This window comes from Sphingobium sp. GW821-FHT02B05, from assembly GCF_059421905.1.
Window position 1 is genome coordinate 1,238,154 of record NZ_JBWKVW010000001.1, and the last position, 19,560, is coordinate 1,257,713.

The following is a 19,560-nucleotide window of genomic DNA, read 5'->3' on the forward strand; positions in this document are numbered from 1 at the left end:
GCTTATTGCTCCACTATGCTGGGGCGCCAGATCAGGGCGCGGGCTTCGATGGCACGGACCAGCCAGTCGGCACCCAGGCCGAGAATGGCATAGACCATGAGGCAGACGACGATGATGTCGGTCCGCATGAAATCGCGGGCGTTGTTGATAAGATAGCCAAGGCCGGCCGAGGCGTTGATCTGCTCCGCCACGACCAGCACCAGGATCGACACCGAAAGGGCGTAGCGCAGGCCGACCAGCAGCTGCGGCAGGGCCGAGGGCAGGACGACGTGCCAGACCTGCTCCCAGCGGCTGAGGCCGAAGCTCCTGGCCGCATCGAGCAGGCGCAGGTCGACGCTGCGGATGCCGCTATAGAGGTTCAGATAGACCGGGAAGATGGTGCCAAAGGCGATCAACGCGACCTTGGGCGTTTCGCCGATGCCGAACCACACGATGAAAAGCGGGGTCAGGGCCAGCGCGGGAATGGTGCGCTTGATCTGCATGAGCGGATCGACCGCCAGTTCGCCCGACCGCGACAGCCCGGCGATGAGGCCGAGCGCGAGGCCCAGGCTGACGCCGATAAGCAGGCCCACGGCGACGCGGGCGAAGGACACCAACAGGTTGGAGGGCAGCTCGCCGGAAATCACCATTTCGAGCAGGGTACCCAGCACCGCGGATGGCGCCGCGAGCGTCCGCTCCGGGATCAGGCCAACCCGCGAGCCGGCCTCCCACAGGAGCAGCAGCAGCACCGGCGACAGCCAGCGCCCGCCGAAGCGCGACAGGGAGAACGGCCGGCGCGTCGATGCCCACTGGCCCCGCGCTGCCGCCGATGTATCATTGATCGTCAAAACCGCCATGTCCGGCCCTTTATGAAGCTGCGGACAAGCCCAACATGATTTCTCTACCTATTCAATTGAGTTTTTCTTGGGCGATCTATCAGCATTCGTCATAGATCGCATTTCATCGCTCCGCAGGGGCAGATGACCGCCGGAAATGGCGGTTCTCCGTCTCGGTTTCGTACGGGCCAAGTTTTTTCTGGGCCGTTTAAATCTCTACTATTTTGATTGATATATAAGCATTGGCGATAAGCCGTTTTCCGTTTCCGGCATCGGATCGGCTGCTCCCATTTCCCAAACTCAAGGGGTCCATCGTGCCGGTCAATTTGCCGACCAACTTGTTGCGCAGCTTCGTCGCCATCGTCGACACAGGATCGATGCTCAATGCGTCGGAACAGGTATTCGTGACTCAATCCGCGCTCAGCCTGCAAATCAAGCGGCTGGAGGAACTGGTGCAACAGACGCTGTTCCTGCGCGAAGGGCGCCGGCTCAACCTGACGGCGGCGGGGACCGTGCTGCTCGATTATGCGCGGCGCGTGCTGCTGTTGCATGACGAAGCGGTGGCGGCGGTCAGCGCCGGGCGCTTTGCCGGACCGGCGCGGATCGGCATGGTGCAGGACTTCGCCGACACATTGCTGACAGGCCTGCTTTCCCGCTTTGCCGAACTGCATCCCGACGCGCAAATCTATGCGCGCGTCGCTGGAACGGCGGAATTGCAGGCCCTTTTGGACCGGCGGGAACTGGACATATTGCTGGGCTTTGCCGCGCCCAACGATGCCCATGCGGTGACGGTCGCGCCGATGAGCTGGTATGGCGACACGCATCTGGTCGATCGGGATGTCATTCCGCTGGCCGTGCTGGAAGAGCCATGCCGGTTCCGCGAGGCGGCGATCCGGGCGCTGGAGGATGCCGGGCTGCAATGGCGCATCGCGGTGGAAACGCCCAATCTGGCGACGTTGAAGGCCGCCGTGGGCGCGGGCCTGGGCGTTACATGCCGCACGCACCTGTTTCTGGAGGACAGCCAGGCGCTGGAGCATGATCGGCTGCCACAGCTGCCGCGCGTGGCGGCGATCCTGCGGTCGGGCGACAAGTTGGACAAGGCCGCGAACCGGCTGGCCGAACTGGCGCGGGAGACGGTCGAGGCGCTCTGATAGCGACAAGCCAGTAGCCCCACGTTCCCCGGCGCAGGCCGGGGAACGCCTCATATAGATGAAAGAGGGCGCCGATCCGGATCGCCCCCCTCTTTTGCCCTTAGTAGCCCCGCGCGGGATCGACGATGTCGCTGGGCGCCTCGCCGCGCGCAAAGCGGGAAATATCGTCGCGCACCTTTTCCAGCAGGCGATGGCGCACCAATGTGTGGTTGCTGGACACATGCGGCGTGAGGCGTATGCGCGGATGGGTGTAGAGCCGATGGCGTTCGGGCAACGGCTCCGGATCGGTGACGTCCAGCGTTGCGAAGCCGGGTCCGCCCTCCCCATCCAGCGCCTGGATCAGCGCATCCTGATCGATCACCGATCCGCGCGCGACGTTGATGATATGGGCGCCGGGCTTCACCTTGGCGAGCAGCTCCGCATTGAAGAGATGCCGCGTTTGCGGCGTCGCTGGCACGGCGATGATGATATGATCGGCGCGCGCGACCAGCGTGTCGATATCGCCGACATGCTCCACGCCGCTGATGCCCGATTGCGCACCGGTGCGGCGCAGGCCGACCACCTGTGCGCCCAGCGCGAGGCCCCGTTTCGCCACCGCCTGACCGATCGCGCCCAGGCCCACGATGCCGATCGTGGTGCCCGACACCCGACCGAGCGGGACGTTGATCCACTGCGCGCGAGATCGCGCGGTGACCCCCTCCAGATTCTTGGCATGGGCGTAGATGGCGGCGATGACATAGTCGGCAATCTCGTCCGACGCGACGCCCCGGCCGCAAGTCACCAGCGGCGCATCGAGCAGCCATTGCGGATAGAAGTCGATCCCGGCCGACGCGCTATACACCCATTTCAGTCGACCCGGCCAGGCGCGCGGACGCTGCACCGACGGCTGCCGCCAGGATGGCGACGGCCGGACCAGCAGGACATCGGCTTCGGCGGCAGCGGCCCATGGCTCATCCTCCGCCACGTCGATCAATATCGGCCCAATGGGATGCTGGCTGAGGCCTCTGTTGAAATCGGCGTCAAGCTGGCTGGCAATGATGAGCGACATGTCAGTTCCCAAGCGCCGCGCGACCGGCGGCGATCAATATGGTGTCGGTCTGTGGCGAGTGGATGCGGCTGCACAGCACGTCGCGATAATGGCGCTCCAGCGGGTTCTTCCGACTGATGCCGGGATTGCCGGTCAGTTCCAGGCCGATTTCCACAGCGCGGATCGCATTGGCGGTGGCGAGATATTTGATGTTGTTCACCTCCACCGCGCTCGGCGGGTCGCCGGCCTCGTGCCGGGCGGCGGCATCGCGGATCAGCGTGCGGTTGACCTGCAACAGGGCCTCGATCTCGCCGAATTTTTCCTGCACGCGCGGCAGGGTGGCCAGCGACGCGCCCAGATTGGTGGGCACCCGATCGTTCAGATAGGCGCGCAGCCAGTCCCGCGCCGCCCGCGCGACGCCATCATAGATGGTCGAGATGGCGAGCGCGTTCCAGATGGCAAGGCCAGGATCGCCCGCGCCTGCCGCCCATTGCGCAGGCGGGCGGATATCGACCGCATGGTCAGTCGGCGTTGGCGTATCGGCAAAATGGACCGCATGGCTGACGGTCGCCCGCATGCCCAGATGGTCCCAGGCCGGTTCGATGTCGATGCCCGCACTGTCCGATCGCACCAGGAAATTGCCGACGCGCGGGTCTGCCTCATCCGTCCTGGCCCAGACCGAAAACCAGTCGAGACCGGTCGAGCCGGTGGAATAGATTTTCGTGCCAGTCAGGGCCCAGCCATCGGCGGTGCGCCGGGCGATGGTCGCGGGCAGGCCGCCGCGCACCGGCGTGCCCAGTTCCGGCTCCACGCGCAGGCCGCCGATCAGGCCCCGGCCCGCCACGGCATCGCGCGCCAGCCGTTCGTAGATCGCCTGCGGCCAGGTCCGTGCGCGGGCGGGCGTGGCGTGATAATGATAGGTCATGAACAGGATGAGCGCGGTCGAAGGATCGCCCTTCGCCACCGCGCCCAGCACCCGGATCGCCTCGACCAGACCAGCACCACGGCCGCCCAGCTCATGCGGGACGGTAAGGCCGATCAGCCCTTCGCTTGCCAGATAATCGAAACTGGCGCGGGGAAATTCGCCGCTACGGTCATAATGCTCCGCCGTTTGGGCGAGGCGCCGGGTCAGCCGGTCCAGTTGATCCGCGCTTATGGGGTCGGTCGCCTGGAGCGGCGCATCGTCCTGCTGAATTGCCTGCGTGGCCATGATGGTTCAGCCTCTCCTGGGAATGGCATTATTGAAGCGCGCGTCCCAAAGCGGCCGCACATCGACCGCCTTGGGCAACAGCTTCTGCCGGAAGAAAAGATCCGCGACCTGTTGCTGCGAGGCGATCGCCTCGTCGGTGACGGGGCGCAGTTCGTAGCTCGCGCTCTTGCGCCTGAACTGGTCGAGCACATAGTCACGCGGTACGCCTATATCCTGGGCGATGATGCCGGCCCATTCATCCTGATGCGCCGCCGCCCAGCCAAAGCCCCTCTGCACCAGCCCCAGATAATCGCCGATCAGCTTCGCCTTTTCGGGATCGGCCAGCGCATCGACATGGGCGGACACCAGATAGTTGCCCGACAATATGCCATAGGCCGTCTTGAGGACGCGCGCGCCCTCCGTCGCGATGGCGCGCTGGATCGGAAAGCCGTAGATGGCCCAGCCGTCGAGCGCCCCTTGCGAGAAGGCGGCCGCGCCGTCCGACACGCCCATCGCCACCGGAGTGATGTCGCCCCAGCTCAGGCCGACCTCCTCCAGCATGCGGATCAGGAAATATTGGGAGGTGGTGGCGCGGACATAGCCCACGCGCTTGCCCTTCAGGTCGGCGATGCTCTTCGCCTTCGACCCCCTGGGCACCAGCACGACCTGATTGTTGACGTCGCCATGGGTGACGGCGATCTGGCGAAAGCTCTGGATGGTGGAAGCGGCCGCAAAGATGGGCGGAATCTCGCTCATCCCGCCATAATCGAGCGAGCCGCCGTTGAGCGCTTCGACCACCAGATGGCCGGACTGAAATTCGCTATAGGCCAGTTCGAAGCCTTCGGGCACGATACCCGCCGCCTTGAACAGCAGGCGCGTGTCGCCTTCTCCCTTGCCGGTGATGGAGACGCGCAATTTGGGCCTGCCCCCCTTGGCCGCGCTGCATCCCGCCAGGATCAGGCAGGAGCCCGCGCTGGCGCCGATGAAGCCGCGCCGCGACAGGCTATCAGCGACCATGCCCACCATCGCGGATCGTTCCGCCGGCGCGCTCGAACAGGATGATGTCGGGATCGCGCAAAAATTCCCGGCGTGCCGCTTCGCGCAGGCGCGCCCATCGCTGGGGCAGGGAACGCAACAGGCTCATGATCGTCCTTCCTTCGATGCAGATAGGACTTTATCTATTTCATTAGTAGAGATATGTCTCACAAGCAATGCTGGTGGAACCATTAGAAATGCTTGATCCATGCTGAAGGTCGATCATGTCGCCATTGTCGGCGGCGGGTTCAGCGGCGTGCTGCTGGCGATCAACCTGCTTCGCCATGGTAATGTGCGCGTGACGCTGGTGGAGCGGCGGCCGGATCGGTTGGGGCGTGGCCTGGCCTATGGCGCGGCACAGGCCGACCATGTCCTCAACGTGCGCGCCGCCAATATGAGCGCGCTGCCCGACCAGCCGGCGCATTTCGTGGACTGGCTGGTGACGCAGGGGCTGGGCCAGGAGGGCAGCTTCGCCACCCGGCGCGACTATGGCGCCTATCTGTGCGCCATGCTGGACGACGCGCGGGCCGCGGCGGGCGACCGGTTCGCCATCCTGGCCGATGAGGCGATCGACCTGATCGCAAGAGAGGATCGCGCCTTCGTCGCGCTGCGATCGGGCGACCTGTTGGAGGCCGACGTCGCGGTGATCGCACCGGGCAACCTGCCGCCGCACGACCTGCCCGCCTTTGCCGGGCTTGGCCGTCCTGCCTATGTCGACGATCCATGGGCGGCGGATATCGCCATCGGCCTTGGCCGGCAGGACGTCGTGCTGCTGCTGGGCAGCGGGCTGACCGCCGTGGACTGCGCGCTCAGCCTGGATAGCGCAGGCTATAAGGGCAAGATCGTCGCCTTGTCGCGCCGGGGCCTGACACCGCAAGCCCATGCCCCCGCACCGCCTTATGCCGCGCGGCAGGATCGGCCCGCAGGCCCGGCGTCCGCACTGGTACGCACGGTGCGCGATCGCGCGGTCCAGATTGGCTGGCGCAATGCGGTGGATGAGTTACGCCGCTTCACCCCTGACATGTGGCGCGCCGCCAGCGCCAGCGAACGCAGCCGCTTCCTGCGCCATCTGCGCCCCTATTGGGACGTGCATCGCCATCGTATTGCGCCCGGCGTGGCGGAACGGCTGGATGGCCTGCGCGTGCAGGGCCGGCTGGAAGTTCGCGCCGCGAAGGTGGCGACGGCGGCGCCCGAAGGCGACGGCCTGCGCATCGGCCTGCGCGCACGCGGCGCCGCGACGAGCACGACGCTGAAGGTGGCGCGCGTGGTCAATTGCACCGGGCCGCTGGGCGACCTGCGGCGCGTGACCGATCCGTTGCTGCGCAATCTGTTCGACCGCGGCGACATCCGGCCCGATCCGCTGGCGATCGGCATCGACGTGGATCGCCAGTGCCGCGCCATCGCCGCGCATGGCGATGCGCAGGAACGGCTGCATGTCGTCGGCCCGATGACGCGCGGCGCCCATTGGGAAATCGTCGCCGTGCCCGATATCAGGCGGCAGGTCTGGACGCTGGCGCGCGAACTGACCAGCGCCCATTGGGTGGAGGCGGAAGGCCTTTGATATTTGTCCAAATCATAAATGACCGACCAGTCCGCGTTGGTTCCTTGCCCGGCCATGGCCTAATTTGCGTCCTTCTATTTCTGGAAAGGACGCTCCATGGCCCAACAGCGGCATATCAAGCTCGGCTTCATCCTGCATGGCGTGGGGCGCACCTGGAATGATTGGCGCCACCCCGATCGCGACGGCAATGCCAGCACCAGCCTGGCTCAATATCAAAAACAGGCCGCAACGGCCGAGCGCGGCAAGTTGGATTTCCTGTTCGTCGCCGACAGCCTGTCGATCAACGAGAAATCCAGCCCCCATTATCTCAACCGGTTCGAACCGATCACGATCCTGTCCGCGCTGGCGGCCACAACATCGCGCATCGGCCTGGTCGCCACGCTGACGGTCAGCTATTCCGAACCCTTCAACGTCGCGCGCCAGTTCGCCTCGCTCGATCATCTGAGCGGCGGACGCGCGGGATGGAACGTCGTCACCTCCTGGCTGGGCGATACCGCCGCGAATTTCAGCAAGGCCGAACATCCCGCCCATGCCGTGCGCTATCGCATCGCGGCCGAATATCTGGATGTCGTGCAGGGGCTTTGGGACAGTTGGGAAAAGGACGCCCATGTCGCCGACAAGCAAAGCGGCCGGTTCGTCGATCCCGACAAGTTGCACCGGCTGGATCACAAGGGCGAATTTTTCCAGGTGCGCGGGCCGCTCAACATCAAGCGCACGCCGCAGGGCCAGCCGGTCATCTTCCAGGCGGGCGCTTCCGACGACGGCCGTGCCTTTGCCGCGAAACGGGCGGAGGTGATCTTCACCCATGCGCCCACGCAGGAGGACGGCCAGGCCTATTATGCGGATGTGAAGGCGCGGGCGAAGGGCTTTGGCCGCGATCCCGACACGCTGTTCATCCTGCCCGGCATCGCGCCGATCGTGGGCGATACGGACGCGGATGCCGAGGCGCGCTATCGCGAACTGGCCGCGCTGGAATCGATCGACACCGGCCTTGGCTATCTGTCGCGCACCTTCAACGACCATGATTTCCGCCAATATGATCTGGACGCGCCCTTCCCCGATGTCGAACATATCGGCCTCAACAGCCAGCAGAGCGGCACGCTGCGCATATTGGCCGAAGTGCGGGCGGACAATCTGACGCTGCGCCAGATCGCCGAGCGTCTGGCGACTCCGCGCGGCGCCTTCGTCGGATCGGCCGAGACGGTCGCCGACCGGTTGCAGGCCTGGTTCGAAAGCGGCGCGGCGGACGGCTTCGTACTGTTCGAGCCGCTGCCGGGGCAACTCGACCTGTTCGTGGACAGGGTGATCCCGATTTTGCAGGCGCGCGGCCTGTTCCGCACGGATTATGAAGGCACGACCTTCCGCGAGCATCTGGGCCTGGGGGTGCCGGACAATCGCTATACGGCCGCACGATCGGCCAGGAGCGCGGCGTAACAGCCGGGGCCGGTGGTCGCGATCACCGGCCCCTTATCGGCGATAAGGCTGGCTTGCCGCCGCGCGGCTGCTAAGGCGGCCCGATGCTCAATATGCACAATCAGGCCGGAACCGTCCTTGTCGACGGGGTCACATATGAATGGGAACTTCGGCGAGAGCCGCAATGGAGCGACGCCGATGGCTGGCGGGGCATGACGATCGCCCTGTTGCAGGCCGATGCGCAGCGCGAAGCGGTACTGGAATTTCCGCCGCCCAAGCGCTTGCTCAAGGGATTGCAGCGCGGCCGGCTCCAGATCAACGACGCGATCGTTTCGCGCGGCATACGCGCGGCCCTGGCGGCGGGTTGGGAACCCACCTCGCGCGGCAAGCCGATGGTGTTCATGGTGGATGCGGACGGGAATTAGGGTATTTTGCACCCAGTTCAGCCTTTCTGGCGACCGCGCACCATCGTCACACGACCAGCACGATCTTCCCGAAATGCTCGCCCGCGTCCATGCGGGCATGGGCCTTGGCCGCATCTGCCAGCGCGAACCGCTGGTCCATCGCCGGACGCAGCTTTCCCTCGCCCACGAACGGCCAGACATTGCGCATCAGTTCGTCTGCAACCAGACTCTTGAAGCCCGTCGACCGCGCCCGCAGCGTCGATCCGGTCAGCGTCAGCCGCTTTTGCATGATCGCCGGGATGAAGATGTCCGCCTTCGCCCCGCCCAGCACGGCGATCGACACATGCCGGCCATCCTCGGCCAGGCAGGACAGGTTGCGCGGCACATAATCGCCGCCCACCATGTCCAGCACCGCCTGCACGCCCTGCCCTTCGGTGATGCGCTTCACCTCCTCGACATAATCCTGGCTCTTGTAATTGATCGCATGATCCGCGCCCCATGCGCGCGCCTGATCGCATTTCTCGTCCGACCCGCAAGTCGCGATGATCGTCACGTCGAACAGGTTGCACAGCCGGATCGCCATCGTCCCGATGCCGCTGGTCCCGCCATGGACCAGCACCGTGTCGCCCGCCACGACATAGGCGCGCTCGAACAAATTGGTCCACACGGTAAACAATGTTTCGGGCAGCGCCGCCGCCTCTGACAGGTCATAATCGTCCGGCACCGGCAGGCATTGCCCCGCCGGCGCGACCGCATATTCCGCATAGCCCCCGCCCGCCAGCAGCGCGCAGACCTTCTGCCCGACCAGCATGTCCGCGCCGCTGCCGGCGGCCACGATCGTACCTGCCACTTCCAGTCCGGGTATGTCGCTGGCGCCCGGCGGCGGCGGATATTTGCCCTGCCGCTGCAACACGTCCGGCCGGTTCACGCCGGCGGCGGCCACCTTGATCAGCACTTCGCCCTCGCCCGGCACCGGCACCGGCCGTCGCTGCGCCACCAAAGCCTCCGGCCCGCCAGGCGTCGGAATCGCGATCGCCGTCATCTCGTCCGGCACTGCGCCCAAATCCGCCATATCGCTGCCCCCAGCCGTTAACCATGTTGCACCGCATCAAAAATGTCGCTGCGGACTCCATGCCCTTATTGACAGAGTGGCCAACTGGGTCAACATTGGCGTCATGGACCTGGATGACGATCTGCCGAACAAGGGCGACGATCCGCTGACCCGCCTGCTGAAACAGGATCTGGGGCCATTGTCCGTATCCGAACTGGATGCCCGCATCGCCGCCCTCGAAACGGAAATCGCGCGGACCAGACGGACGAAAGAAAACGCCGTTAACCATAAGGCAAGTGCCGAGGCGTTATTCAGAAGATGAACCGTTGCCATGCCCCCTGCGCCTTGAAAGGCTCCATTGGGCTACGGCAGTCAGGCAATTCCGCGGGTCGGGGCGATGGCCTTGATCCTGCGTCGAGCAATGCCGACATAGGGTTCAACACTACCCCTTTTTGGGGCCAGGAGTAGAACAGACATGCCTTCATTCGCACCCGCTCTTGAAACCACCCTGCACAATGCGCTGACGCACGCATCCGAGCGCAAGCACGAATATGCCACGCTGGAGCATCTCCTCCTGGCATTGATTGATGACGAACATGCGTCAAAGGTCATGCAGGCGTGCGGCGTGGAACTGGGCGAACTGGGCGACGCGGTCACCCATTATCTCGATACCGAACTCGACAGCCTGAAGGTCGAAGGGGCCAGCGACCCCTCCCCCACCAGCGGTTTTCAGCGCGTGGTCCAGCGCGCCATCCTCCATGTCCAGTCGTCCGGCAAGGATGAAGTGACGGGCGCCAACGTCCTCGTCGCGCTCTTTTCCGAACGCGAATCCTATGCCGTCTATTTCCTGCAACAGCAGGATATGAGCCGCCTCGATGCCGTGAGCTTCATCAGCCACGGCGTCGGCAAGGGCACGCCCGCGCCCGAGCGTCAGGAGACGAAGGGCGCCGCCGAGGAGGAAAAGAAGGTGCAGGACGGTAAGGCCAAGAAGGACAGCGCCCTCGAACAATTCACCGTCAACCTCAATGAGAAGGCCGGTCGGGGCAAGGTCGATCCGCTGATCGGCCGCACCGCCGAAGTGGATCGCACGATCCAGATCCTGTGCCGCCGGTCCAAGAACAACCCGCTCTATGTGGGCGATCCGGGCGTGGGCAAGACCGCGATCGCGGAAGGCCTGGCGCGCAAGATCGTCGAGGGCGAAGTCCCCGACGTCTTGAAGGAAGCCGTCATCTACTCGCTCGACATGGGCGCATTGCTGGCCGGCACCCGCTATCGCGGCGATTTCGAGGAGCGTCTGAAGGCGGTCGTCACCGAACTGGAGAAGATGCCGCATGCGGTTCTCTTCATTGACGAAATTCATACGGTGATTGGCGCCGGCGCCACCAGCGGCGGCGCGATGGACGCATCCAATCTGCTCAAGCCTGCCCTGTCGGGCGGCACGATCCGCTGCATCGGTTCGACCACCTACAAGGAATTCCGCAATCATTTCGAAAAGGACCGCGCCCTGCTGCGCCGGTTCCAGAAGATCGACGTCAACGAACCCACGATCGAGGATACGATCAAGATCCTCGCCGGGCTGCGCACCGCGTTCGAGGAACATCATCACGTCAAATATACGCCGGACGCGATCAAGGCCGCGGTGGAGCTTTCGGCCCGTTACATCAACGACCGCAAGCTGCCGGACAAGGCGATCGACGTGATCGACGAAGTCGGCGCGATGCAGATGCTCGTGGTGCCAACCAAACGCAAGAAGACGATCACCCCCAAGGAGATCGAGCAGGTCATCGCGACCATGGCCCGCATCCCGCCCAAGACCGTGTCGTCCGACGACAAGAGCGTGCTGGAATCGCTGACCACCGACCTCAAGCGCGTCGTCTTCGGTCAGGACAAGGCGATCGAGGTGCTGTCGTCGGCGATCAAGCTGTCGCGCGCGGGCCTGCGCGATCCCGACAAGCCGATCGGCAACTATCTCTTCTCCGGCCCCACCGGCGTCGGCAAGACGGAGGTGGCGCGCCAGCTGGCAACCTTGCTCGGCATCCCGCTCCAGCGGTTCGACATGTCGGAATATATGGAACGCCATTCGGTCAGCCGCCTGATCGGCGCCCCTCCGGGCTATGTCGGCTACGACCAGGGCGGCTTGCTGACCGACGCGGTCGACCAGAATCCGCACAGCGTCCTGCTGCTCGACGAAATCGAAAAGGCGCATCCGGACCTGTTCAACATCCTGTTGCAGGTGATGGACAATGGCCGCCTGACCGATCATCACGGCAAGACCGTCGATTTCCGCAACACCATCCTCATCATGACCACCAATGCCGGTGCGTCGGACATGGCGAAGGAATCGATCGGTTTCGGCGAGCTGACTCGCGAGGATGTGCAGGAAGACGCGGTGAAGAAGCTCTTCACCCCCGAATTCCGCAACCGCCTCGATGCGATCGTGCCCTTCGGCTATCTGCCGCCGGAAATCGTCGCCCGCGTCATCGACAAGTTCGTGCTGCAACTCGAACTGCAACTGGCCGACCGCGACGTCCACATCACGCTGGACGAAGACGCCAAGGCCTGGCTCACGAAGAAGGGCTATGACAAGCTGTACGGCGCCCGCCCGATGGGCCGCCTGATGCAGGAAAAGATCAAGCAGCCGCTGGCCGAGGAACTGCTCTTCGGCAAGCTGGTCCATGGCGGCGAAGTCCATGTCCATATGAAGGAGACCGAGGGGGTTGGGGCATTGGCGTTCCAGATCACCCCGGCAGCCCCCAAAAAGGGCAAGAAGGGCGGCAAGGCCAAGGCATCGGAAGGCACGAAGTAAACGCCTTCACGCGCAATGACGAAAGGGCGGCCCGCAACGGCCGCCCTTTCCATATGTGCCCCCCTTCTCCCCACGGCGCAGAAGGACACGCAGCCTCAAGCGCCAGCGGGTGAGGCGAAGCCGGATGAGGGCGAAGCCGGATGACGCGAAGCACTATCACTCGTTCGCGGCAACGGGTCCAGGCGCCGGCACGACCCCAAATCCAAGCCCCAAAAGATCCACTGCGTTCACAAACGCAGCGACCACCCGAACCGGACTTTCCTTGTCGATCCAATCGTCCATGCACGGCGGAAGCAGCGGCGTCTGCGCTCGACCCGGCATCCCGCTTTTTTCCGCAAGCATTGGCGATAGAAAGCGCCCCCGGATCAATCCTGTCGAAGGGTCCAGCGCGACAATGTTGCTCCCGACCCGCCCTGCACAAACCCCATAAGCAATTGTCACGAACACCCCTATATAGACCCCATGCACCGCCTGTTCGTCGCCATCCGCCCACCCGCTGATCAGCGCACCCATCTTCTCTCGCTGATGACGGGGGTCGACAACGCCCGCTGGCAGGATGACGCCCAGCTTCACCTCACCCTGCGATTCATCGGCGAAGTCGACCGGCACCGGGCGAACGATATCGCCGACGCCCTCGCCGCCATCCGCTTCACGCCCTTCGACATCCAATTGTCCGGCGTCGGCAGCTTCGATCGCAGGGGCGTGGTCGATACGCTCTGGGCCGGCGTACAGCCCCGCGACGCGCTCGCACGGCTGCATAAAAAGGCCGACCGCGCTTGCGTTTCGACCGGCCTGCCGCCCGAAGGCCGCGCCTATCTCCCTCATATCACGCTCGCCCGCTTCGGCCGCACGGGCGCCTTCGTCGCACCCTTCCTCGCCCGCCATGCCGCGCTCACCGGCCCGCTCTTCCGCGTGGACGGCTTCACCCTCTACGAAAGCCGCGTCGGCCATGGCGGTGCCAGCTATCATCCAGTGGAGGACTATCCCGCCAGCGGCAGGGCGCCGGGCAGCCCGGACTGACGACCCGGCTATTGCGCCGGAACGAAATACAACGTCCCGGCCAACCGCGCAGGCGCGTGTTCGGCCCTGGGATGGTTCACCCGATCGAACACCGGCACTTCCCTGAAGTCGACGCTGCTGGCCCCATCGACTTCCCTGAAGTCGACGCTGCTGGCCCCATCCAGGCACGCGACATCGACGGAATATTGATTGGGTTAGATCGCCCTGATGCCGGGTATGGAAGCCCCACGGGGCGCGAGAAATGCTGCGCCGCGCCGCTATCGGTCCGACAGCCGGTCAGCACCTCCCCGCCCCGCAGGAAGCAGATATCGCCCAATTCCATCGAACCGGCTGCGGCGGCACGCATCCGGCAGGAGAAACGGGTGCGGCGGTGGGGCCGTGTTCTGCCCATCGCTCGACATGATCTCGAACCCTTGGCGTCCCGCAACGGCATTGCGCCATCCAACTGTCCGCACGGTCCATCATCGCCATCGCCTATGGCGGCCGCCCCTGTCCACTGATCGAACGATGCCAGGGCCGCAGCACATCACTGCGCCGGTACGAATCGTGCCGGTACGATCGGCCCGCCCCCATGGCCGAAATACGAAGGCGCCCGGATCACCGCCCTTATGGCAAGCGATCCGGGCGCCTTCAATCACCTATGCCACGCCGGCGGCGTAGCGCCTGCCTCACCCCTTGGTCAGCACACCGCACGCCGCGCGGCCGCCGGCATTGCCGGTGGGGTCGGTGGCATAATCGTCGGCCTGGGCATGGATCACGATCGCCGCGCCGTCCGTGTCCAGCAACGGCGAAGCGCCTTCGCTGATCATGCCGCCGGCCACGACATATTCGATCGCGCCGGTGCCATCGGACCCGACCGTCATATTGGGCATGTCGCCCATGTGCGGACCGGCGGGATTATCCTTGCCATGCTTGTGCGCGGTCGGGTTCCAGTGCCCGCCAGCGCTGGTAAAGTCCGGCCCGGCACATTGGCCGGTCGTGTGGATATGGACAGCATGGATGCCGGGTGTCACGCCGGTCGCCTTGACCAGCACGTGCAGGCCGTCAGCCGCCTGGGTCACGCTTGCCGTTCCGCGCGCGGCGCCATCGCCAGCGGCCAGCTTGGCCGACGCCGTGGGCGCGGCGGAGGTATCGGCGGCCGTCGCACAGGCCGACGTGGCAAGCGCGAAAGGCAGGGCGGCGGCAAGGGCAAGAAATTTCATGGCAGGCTCCCAGGGGAAAGGGCTGATATATGAGCGCGAACGCGGCAACACGCTTTTTGTTGCCCATTCGAACCGATTTGTCATCCCCGGTTCAAATGATATTGCTTGCTATCCGCAGCCTGGACGCCTCGCACTGGACATCGGACACATGCTTCGAACAGGATCGGATCGGATCATGCTCAGGAAATCCAGTATTTTCCATACCTTGCACGCTGCCAGCAATGTAGCGGACTGCAAAATGCCTTTGCGAGGCATAACCGATCGACGGTCAGCGACCGCGATCGCGAAAAAAAGCATCGTCACAGGGCCGGTCACGCAGATATCGGAAAACCGCGATCCCGATTTCACGACCCAGCCCACGCCGTCCTGGCTCAATCCGATCCCGACGACCGTACATCCAGAAGCTATCGGCGTGGCCAGAATCCAGAGCAGCACCGCTCTCCACCGAAGCACATATACGCATCCGGCGATCAACGGATAGGCGATGAACAGCGATCCGCATCCCGCCAATGTGATGGGCTGCGGGATCGTCAATGCGTTTTCGACGCCCTGCACCCTGCACCCTGCACCCTGCACCCTGCACCCTGCACCCTTCGTGATGCGCTTTGCAAGCCACCCGCACGACATCGCATCCGTAAGACAGATCGCGGTGCCCCCCAGTCGGCCGGCTAATGGGACTTTACAGAATGCGCCATCATCGGATCGCCCATGGCCGAACATACTGCACGCACGCTCACTCCATTTCCGCGCCGGCAACGCAAAGAAAAAGGGGCCGATCCTGCGACCGGCCCCCAATTCTGTATTCCATTCCGAGGAATGGAGATCGGCTTACTGGCCCGAACCCGGACCGTAGCTGATTTCCACGCGACGGTTCTGGACTTCGCGAACGCCGTCGGCAGTGTCGACGCGCGGCTTCGACTCACCGAAGGCCTGCGTGGTGATGACACCGTCAGGGATGCCCTTCGAGGCCAGATAGGCCTTGGTCGCATCAGCGCGGCGCTGCGAGAGGCCGACGTTGTACGAGGCCGAACCCGAACGGTCAGCGTGACCGGCCAGCATGACCTGTGCGCTGCCGCAGCTGCTGTAGGCCGAAACCGCGTTGTCCAGGATGGTGGCGGCGTCAGGCGTGATGTCCGACTTGTCCCATTCGAAGAACACGATGTACGGGCCAGGGTTGCACTCGGCAACCGGCGGCGGGGGCGGCGGGGGAGGCGGCGGCGGGGGCGGCGGCGGCGGCGGGGGCGGCGGCGGAGCAGCCGGTTCGCCACCGAAGTTGTAGGTCAGGCCGAGCAGCAGGCTGTGCGTACGCAGCTTGGTGTCTGCGGTCGAACCAGCCGGGCCACCGATGGTGGTGTATGCCGGGATCAGCTTGATATCGTCCTGGTTGAAGAAGCGATACTTCAGCGAAACGTCGACATTGTTGGTCACCGGGTAACGAACGCCGGCGATCGCCTGCCAGGCGAAGCCAGTGTCGCTGTCGTTGACCAGGTCGTTGGCCAGCTTGCCGCGCGAAACGCCGACACCGCCGCCGACGAAGCCCTGAAGGCCGTCATCGGGACCGAAGTCGAGCAAGCCGTTCAGCATGAACGACAGGGCCGAGGCCGCGCCGCCGAAGCCGCTTTCGTCCAGGTCGACCTTGGCGCGCTTGTAAGCGGCTTCGGCTTCCAGGCGGAAACCGCCGAAGTCGTAGCCGATGTTGGCGTCGAAATCATAACCCTTGTGATAGTCAACACCCGAAACGGTGTTGCTGGCAGCCGCGCCGTTGCCGGGCGTGAAGGTGATGTCCTGGTCTTCGACCAGCAGGACGCCGGCGTCGACGCCAACATACCAGCTGTTGTCACGTGCCATGGCCGGGGTGGCCAGGGCAGTGGTCGCAAGCGCAGCCGCGAGGGCAAGCTTCCGCATTTGAATTCCCCTTTCAAGAGTGTCACGAAGGACTGCTGAAACCCTGTAATCGGGAGAAGGTTTCATGGCAAGTCCACAATTAGTGAAACCGTTGCAAAAATAACGCACTAGGCCGGTGTTCAATGCGCCGTGCAGCTAATGCCGGAAGACCGCAGACTATTGAATCGCCTTCGTAACACGAAAAACATAATAGCGTAATATTAGGTGGCGATCAGCCCATGTTGACGCAAGGCAGCCAGAATGTCTGCGACGGTAGAGCGCGCCTCCGCGTCAATCACGCCGCCCCCGGTCGGCGCGGCGATGGCCGCCATTTGCACGCCCACCACTTTGTCTTCGTTCAGATAGATGCCGTCTTGGCGGATCGCCCCGGCCCGCCATTCCGTCCCGTCATGCAATAGGCGATGATCGCGGTCGGCGACGGCGATGCAAAGGCCCGCGCGCGGCGGAACAAAACGCCATCCGCCCTCGGTCCACACCGCGATCGCCCCCGTCTTTCCGGCCCAGTCGCCCGTTGCCCCGTCCGCCACGATCCAGCACTGCCCCACGGCCGGGCCGGTCGGCGGGCTGGGCAGGTCGGCGCTTTCCACCCGCCCGTGCAGCAACGCATCGATCAGGACCAATGCTTCATTATGGGTGATTTCCTTGTGCGCCTGCCCTGCAAATAATAATGGCAGCGCCCATCGCGCGGTTCCGTCCATGCCCATTCTCCTCCTGCTTGCGGTCAGGCGACAAAGCCCGTTCCCGTCGCCTCAAGCGACGAACCCCACCGACGCCGCCCGCCCCGGCGCCAGCGTCCCGATCTGCCGCACCTCCACGCGCAGCGATCGCCCGGCGGTTCCATCGGCCGCCACCATCGCCGCATCATAGGTCCATTGCGGCACCACGCTTTCGGCATTGCGCACCACGTTCGCCCCATCCAGCAGGCGGATGGCATAAAGCTCCCTTTCCTCGCCCAGCGGCACGTCGCCGCCATTGTTCCATCGCCATCCCGCCCGGCTGCGCCTGATCCAGCCGATGCGCCATCCGCCGTCCTCGCCCCGCACCGTCAGATGCACCGGCGAAGGCGGCATCAGCGCGGCGCCTTCGATCGTGATCGCCGCCTCCACCGGGGCGACATCCCCCAGGCCCAGCGCCGCCACGCGCAACGGCGCGCCCGGCTCTCCCACGCCGCCCGTCGCCGCCAGCGGCTCTACCAGTCGATCCTCCTCGATCAGCAGGAACGACTCGTTTGGCTCATGCCCGGCCATCGCCCATTCGGTGCCACGCAGCCCCCGGCGCAGCCCGCTTAGCCGATAGCGATCCGGCCCGATCCGTTCCGCCGTCTCGAACTGCACCAGCTCCCGGCCGATCAGACACAGGTTCCGCCCCTGCCCCAGCGCCGCCTCATCCGCGCTAGCCAGCACCATATCGTCCGCCAGCACAGTGACGCTCACTCCATGGCGCCGGTCCACCATAGTCGCGCTGCCGTTGGCCAAACCCCCGTCCGCCACGCCCATCACCGCCCGCAACCCGCTGCGCCCGATCGGCATCGCCTCGCCGCTCTTGCTCATCACGAAAAGGGCCGCACCGCGCCAGCCTGCCCCGCCACTCGCCGCCGCGACCAGCAGGGGCGCGCTTGCCACCCCATCCTTCACCCATGGCAGATCCGCCAGCATCACGCTCGTCACGCCATGCGGCGCATCCACCTGTCGCACGATCGTCCCGGATGAAGCCCCCGCCGGCAAAGCCCCGCCCGCGCCCGGTACCCGCCGCAGCGCCAGCCGCACCGCCATCGCCGCCCATTCCCGTTCCTCGATCCGCCACAGCCCCGGCGCGTCCGCCACGCGCACCACCGCTCCCGGCGCCAGAGCCAGCGCCCGCCAGTCGCAATGCAGCGCCATCGTCGTCCGCCCGGTCCAGCCGCCCGCCAGCCGCGCCGCCGCCAGCGCCCGCGCCGCGTCCGCCGCCATCACCACGGGCAATTCCATGCCCGTTTCCTGCCGCCCCGGCCCCGGTCGCGTCACCCGCTGCACCCCGGCCTGATAATCGCGCGCCGCATCATAATGGCGCAGGCTCAGCGCCACGGGCACCGCATCGGCCGCCGCGCCCGATCGCTCGGCCGGATCGACGTCCCGCCCATTGACCCGCCGCGCCAGCGCCTCCGCACCGATCTCGCCCTCGGTCCCATCGCCCGCCGCCGCCAGTTGCAAGCCCGTTTCATCCGACCGCAACGCCAGCCCATGCGCCTCGACCAGCGGCGTGATCGCCTCGCGCACATCGCTTCCGCTCGCGGCAAAGCCTTCCACCTGCGCCAGCCCGTCGCCACCCAGCCGCCCTTCGCTCAGCGCGCCTGCCACAGAGCCGATCGCCACCGCCCCGGCATCGGCCTCCACCTCGAATGTCAGCGACGGGATCCGATTGCCATAATCGGCCAGCGCCAGATCCTCGAACAGCACATAGGCGATCCCGCGATGCGCCGGCGTCAGGCCCACGCCCTGCGCCGCCGCGATCAGCGGATCGACCGCCTGATCCTCGCCGCCCGGATATGTGCGAAAGGCGGAAATCTCCGTCTTGAAATCCCCCGCCGCCCCGCGCAGCAAATTGCCGTCCGCCCAGATCCGCCTGACCTGACCGATCGCCCGCGCCGACAGCGCCACCGCAAAACTGGCGGAATAGCTGTAACTGGTCACGCTCCCCCGCCCCTTGCCGCCACCGCTCCGGCTCTGCACCTCCTTCAGGTCGGTGGCCCAGATGACCGTGCCCGCCACCCGCATCGTCCCGAACAGTTTCGGCATCTGCGTGCCGTAACGCGATGTCTGCACCTGCAAGTCGGACAGCCGCGCACCCTCGCGCCCCTTGGGCTTGAACAGCACCTGATTGTCGATGACATTGCCGACCACCGCCCCGATCGCCGCGCCGATCGGCCCACCCAGCACCGTCCCCACCGCCGTCAGCACAACCGTCGCCATATGCCCCTCCCTCCAAATGTCACCCGACCCTCC

Annotated in this window: 18 protein-coding genes; 8 read left to right on the forward strand and 10 right to left on the reverse strand. The window is 65.3% G+C overall.

Going from position 1 to position 19,560, the window contains the following annotated elements:
- Nucleotides 1–2: 2 nt before the first annotated feature.
- Entirely contained in the window at nt 3–728 is a 726-nt protein-coding gene (locus AC07UX_RS06265) for an ABC transporter permease (RefSeq protein ID WP_495191805.1), read from the reverse strand.
- Nucleotides 729–1,129: 401 nt separating this feature from the next.
- On the opposite strand from AC07UX_RS06265, the gene AC07UX_RS06270 reads away from it, so the two are divergent.
- The gene (locus AC07UX_RS06270) at nt 1,130–1,966 is read left to right on the forward strand and encodes a LysR substrate-binding domain-containing protein (protein WP_495191085.1); all 837 of its coding nucleotides are present in this window, start codon (nt 1,130–1,132) and stop codon (nt 1,964–1,966) included.
- A gap of 100 nt (nt 1,967–2,066) precedes the next feature.
- Here the strand turns inward: AC07UX_RS06270 and AC07UX_RS06275 are convergent, their stop codons facing one another.
- The 4 genes from AC07UX_RS06275 to AC07UX_RS06290 are packed head-to-tail and all read right to left on the reverse strand — an operon-like array spanning nt 2,067 to nt 5,326.
- Nucleotides 2,067–3,014, reverse strand: coding sequence for a D-isomer specific 2-hydroxyacid dehydrogenase family protein (locus AC07UX_RS06275; RefSeq protein ID WP_495191086.1), 948 nt, complete (start codon nt 3,012–3,014; stop codon nt 2,067–2,069).
- Between the two features lies 1 nt (nt 3,015).
- A complete protein-coding gene (locus AC07UX_RS06280) occupies nt 3,016–4,203 on the reverse strand; it encodes an acyl-CoA dehydrogenase family protein (protein ID WP_495191087.1) in 1,188 nt (395 codons plus the stop codon).
- Nucleotides 4,204–4,209: 6 nt separating this feature from the next.
- Nucleotides 4,210–5,199, reverse strand: coding sequence for an ABC transporter substrate-binding protein (locus AC07UX_RS06285; protein WP_495191088.1), 990 nt, complete (start codon nt 5,197–5,199; stop codon nt 4,210–4,212).
- Nucleotides 5,189–5,326: a hypothetical protein gene (locus AC07UX_RS06290; RefSeq protein WP_495191089.1), complete on the reverse strand. Its 138-nt coding sequence runs from the start codon at nt 5,324–5,326 to the stop codon at nt 5,189–5,191. The genes AC07UX_RS06285 and AC07UX_RS06290 overlap by 11 nt, the downstream gene beginning before the upstream one ends.
- 99 nt (nt 5,327–5,425) lie before the next feature.
- On the opposite strand from AC07UX_RS06290, the gene AC07UX_RS06295 reads away from it, so the two are divergent.
- From AC07UX_RS06295 to AC07UX_RS06305, 3 genes are all read left to right on the forward strand, one after another.
- Nucleotides 5,426–6,778: an FAD/NAD(P)-binding protein gene (locus AC07UX_RS06295; RefSeq protein WP_495191090.1), complete on the forward strand. Its 1,353-nt coding sequence runs from the start codon at nt 5,426–5,428 to the stop codon at nt 6,776–6,778.
- 96 nt (nt 6,779–6,874) lie between these two features.
- Complete coding sequence (locus AC07UX_RS06300; protein WP_495191091.1) at nt 6,875–8,212, forward strand: LLM class flavin-dependent oxidoreductase; 1,338 nt, start codon at nt 6,875–6,877, stop codon at nt 8,210–8,212.
- Nucleotides 8,213–8,295: 83 nt separating this feature from the next.
- Nucleotides 8,296–8,616: a hypothetical protein gene (locus AC07UX_RS06305; protein WP_495191092.1), complete on the forward strand. Its 321-nt coding sequence runs from the start codon at nt 8,296–8,298 to the stop codon at nt 8,614–8,616.
- A 46-nt stretch (nt 8,617–8,662) separates the two neighbouring features.
- On the opposite strand, the gene AC07UX_RS06310 is transcribed toward AC07UX_RS06305, so the two are convergent.
- Nucleotides 8,663–9,667, reverse strand: a complete 1,005-nt coding sequence (locus tag AC07UX_RS06310) for an NAD(P)H-quinone oxidoreductase (protein ID WP_495191093.1) — start codon at nt 9,665–9,667, stop codon at nt 8,663–8,665.
- Nucleotides 9,668–9,770: 103 nt separating this feature from the next.
- Here AC07UX_RS06310 and AC07UX_RS06315 point away from each other — a divergent pair, with 103 nt between their 5' ends.
- From AC07UX_RS06315 to thpR, 3 genes are all read left to right on the forward strand, one after another.
- Nucleotides 9,771–9,968, forward strand: a complete 198-nt coding sequence (locus tag AC07UX_RS06315; RefSeq protein WP_495191806.1) for a DUF1192 domain-containing protein — start codon at nt 9,771–9,773, stop codon at nt 9,966–9,968.
- A gap of 153 nt (nt 9,969–10,121) precedes the next feature.
- The gene (clpA, locus tag AC07UX_RS06320) at nt 10,122–12,452 is read left to right on the forward strand and encodes an ATP-dependent Clp protease ATP-binding subunit ClpA (RefSeq protein WP_495191094.1); all 2,331 of its coding nucleotides are present in this window, start codon (nt 10,122–10,124) and stop codon (nt 12,450–12,452) included.
- 462 nt (nt 12,453–12,914) lie between these two features.
- Complete coding sequence (gene thpR / locus AC07UX_RS06325; RefSeq protein WP_495191095.1) at nt 12,915–13,472, forward strand: RNA 2',3'-cyclic phosphodiesterase; 558 nt, start codon at nt 12,915–12,917, stop codon at nt 13,470–13,472.
- 668 nt (nt 13,473–14,140) lie between these two features.
- Here thpR and AC07UX_RS06330 read toward each other — a convergent pair.
- Entirely contained in the window at nt 14,141–14,674 is a 534-nt protein-coding gene (locus AC07UX_RS06330) for a superoxide dismutase family protein (RefSeq protein WP_495191096.1), read from the reverse strand.
- Here AC07UX_RS06330 and AC07UX_RS06335 point away from each other — a divergent pair.
- Nucleotides 14,673–15,155 (forward strand): hypothetical protein, encoded by a 483-nt coding sequence (locus AC07UX_RS06335; RefSeq protein WP_495191097.1) that lies wholly within the window; start codon nt 14,673–14,675, stop codon nt 15,153–15,155. The two genes, AC07UX_RS06330 and AC07UX_RS06335, sit on opposite strands and share 2 nt — an antisense overlap.
- Nucleotides 15,156–15,502: 347 nt before the next feature.
- Here AC07UX_RS06335 and AC07UX_RS06340 read toward each other — a convergent pair whose 3' ends face one another.
- The 3 genes from AC07UX_RS06340 to AC07UX_RS06350 form a co-directional block, all read right to left on the reverse strand.
- Complete coding sequence (locus AC07UX_RS06340; RefSeq protein ID WP_495191098.1) at nt 15,503–16,579, reverse strand: OmpA family protein; 1,077 nt, start codon at nt 16,577–16,579, stop codon at nt 15,503–15,505.
- A gap of 200 nt (nt 16,580–16,779) precedes the next feature.
- Nucleotides 16,780–17,277, reverse strand: a complete 498-nt coding sequence (locus AC07UX_RS06345) for a DUF2793 domain-containing protein (protein WP_495191099.1) — start codon at nt 17,275–17,277, stop codon at nt 16,780–16,782.
- A 51-nt stretch (nt 17,278–17,328) separates the two neighbouring features.
- Nucleotides 17,329–19,527, reverse strand: a complete 2,199-nt coding sequence (locus AC07UX_RS06350) for a phage tail protein (RefSeq protein ID WP_495191100.1) — start codon at nt 19,525–19,527, stop codon at nt 17,329–17,331.
- Between the last annotated feature and the right edge of the window lie 33 nt (nt 19,528–19,560).

Excerpts from the sequence above, each read along its gene's own strand:
- AC07UX_RS06275 (WP_495191086.1), bottom strand. The coding sequence starts at position 3,014 with ATGTCGCTCATCATTGCCAGCCAGCTTGACGCCGATTTCAACAGAGGC.
- AC07UX_RS06280 (WP_495191087.1), bottom strand. The coding sequence starts at position 4,203 with ATGGCCACGCAGGCAATTCAGCAGGACGATGCGCCGCTCCAGGCGACC.
- AC07UX_RS06285 (WP_495191088.1), bottom strand. The coding sequence starts at position 5,199 with ATGGTCGCTGATAGCCTGTCGCGGCGCGGCTTCATCGGCGCCAGCGCG.
- AC07UX_RS06290 (WP_495191089.1), bottom strand. The coding sequence starts at position 5,326 with ATGAGCCTGTTGCGTTCCCTGCCCCAGCGATGGGCGCGCCTGCGCGAA.
- AC07UX_RS06295 (WP_495191090.1), top strand. The coding sequence starts at position 5,426 with ATGCTGAAGGTCGATCATGTCGCCATTGTCGGCGGCGGGTTCAGCGGC.
- AC07UX_RS06300 (WP_495191091.1), top strand. The coding sequence starts at position 6,875 with ATGGCCCAACAGCGGCATATCAAGCTCGGCTTCATCCTGCATGGCGTG.
- AC07UX_RS06305 (WP_495191092.1), top strand. The coding sequence starts at position 8,296 with ATGCTCAATATGCACAATCAGGCCGGAACCGTCCTTGTCGACGGGGTC.
- AC07UX_RS06310 (WP_495191093.1), bottom strand. The coding sequence starts at position 9,667 with ATGGCGGATTTGGGCGCAGTGCCGGACGAGATGACGGCGATCGCGATT.
- AC07UX_RS06315 (WP_495191806.1), top strand. The coding sequence starts at position 9,771 with ATGGACCTGGATGACGATCTGCCGAACAAGGGCGACGATCCGCTGACC.
- clpA (WP_495191094.1), top strand. The coding sequence starts at position 10,122 with ATGCCTTCATTCGCACCCGCTCTTGAAACCACCCTGCACAATGCGCTG.
- thpR (WP_495191095.1), top strand. The coding sequence starts at position 12,915 with ATGCACCGCCTGTTCGTCGCCATCCGCCCACCCGCTGATCAGCGCACC.
- AC07UX_RS06335 (WP_495191097.1), top strand. The coding sequence starts at position 14,673 with ATGGCAGGCTCCCAGGGGAAAGGGCTGATATATGAGCGCGAACGCGGC.
- AC07UX_RS06330 (WP_495191096.1), bottom strand. The coding sequence starts at position 14,674 with ATGAAATTTCTTGCCCTTGCCGCCGCCCTGCCTTTCGCGCTTGCCACG.
- AC07UX_RS06340 (WP_495191098.1), bottom strand. The coding sequence starts at position 16,579 with ATGCGGAAGCTTGCCCTCGCGGCTGCGCTTGCGACCACTGCCCTGGCC.
- AC07UX_RS06345 (WP_495191099.1), bottom strand. The coding sequence starts at position 17,277 with ATGGACGGAACCGCGCGATGGGCGCTGCCATTATTATTTGCAGGGCAG.
- AC07UX_RS06350 (WP_495191100.1), bottom strand. The coding sequence starts at position 19,527 with ATGGCGACGGTTGTGCTGACGGCGGTGGGGACGGTGCTGGGTGGGCCG.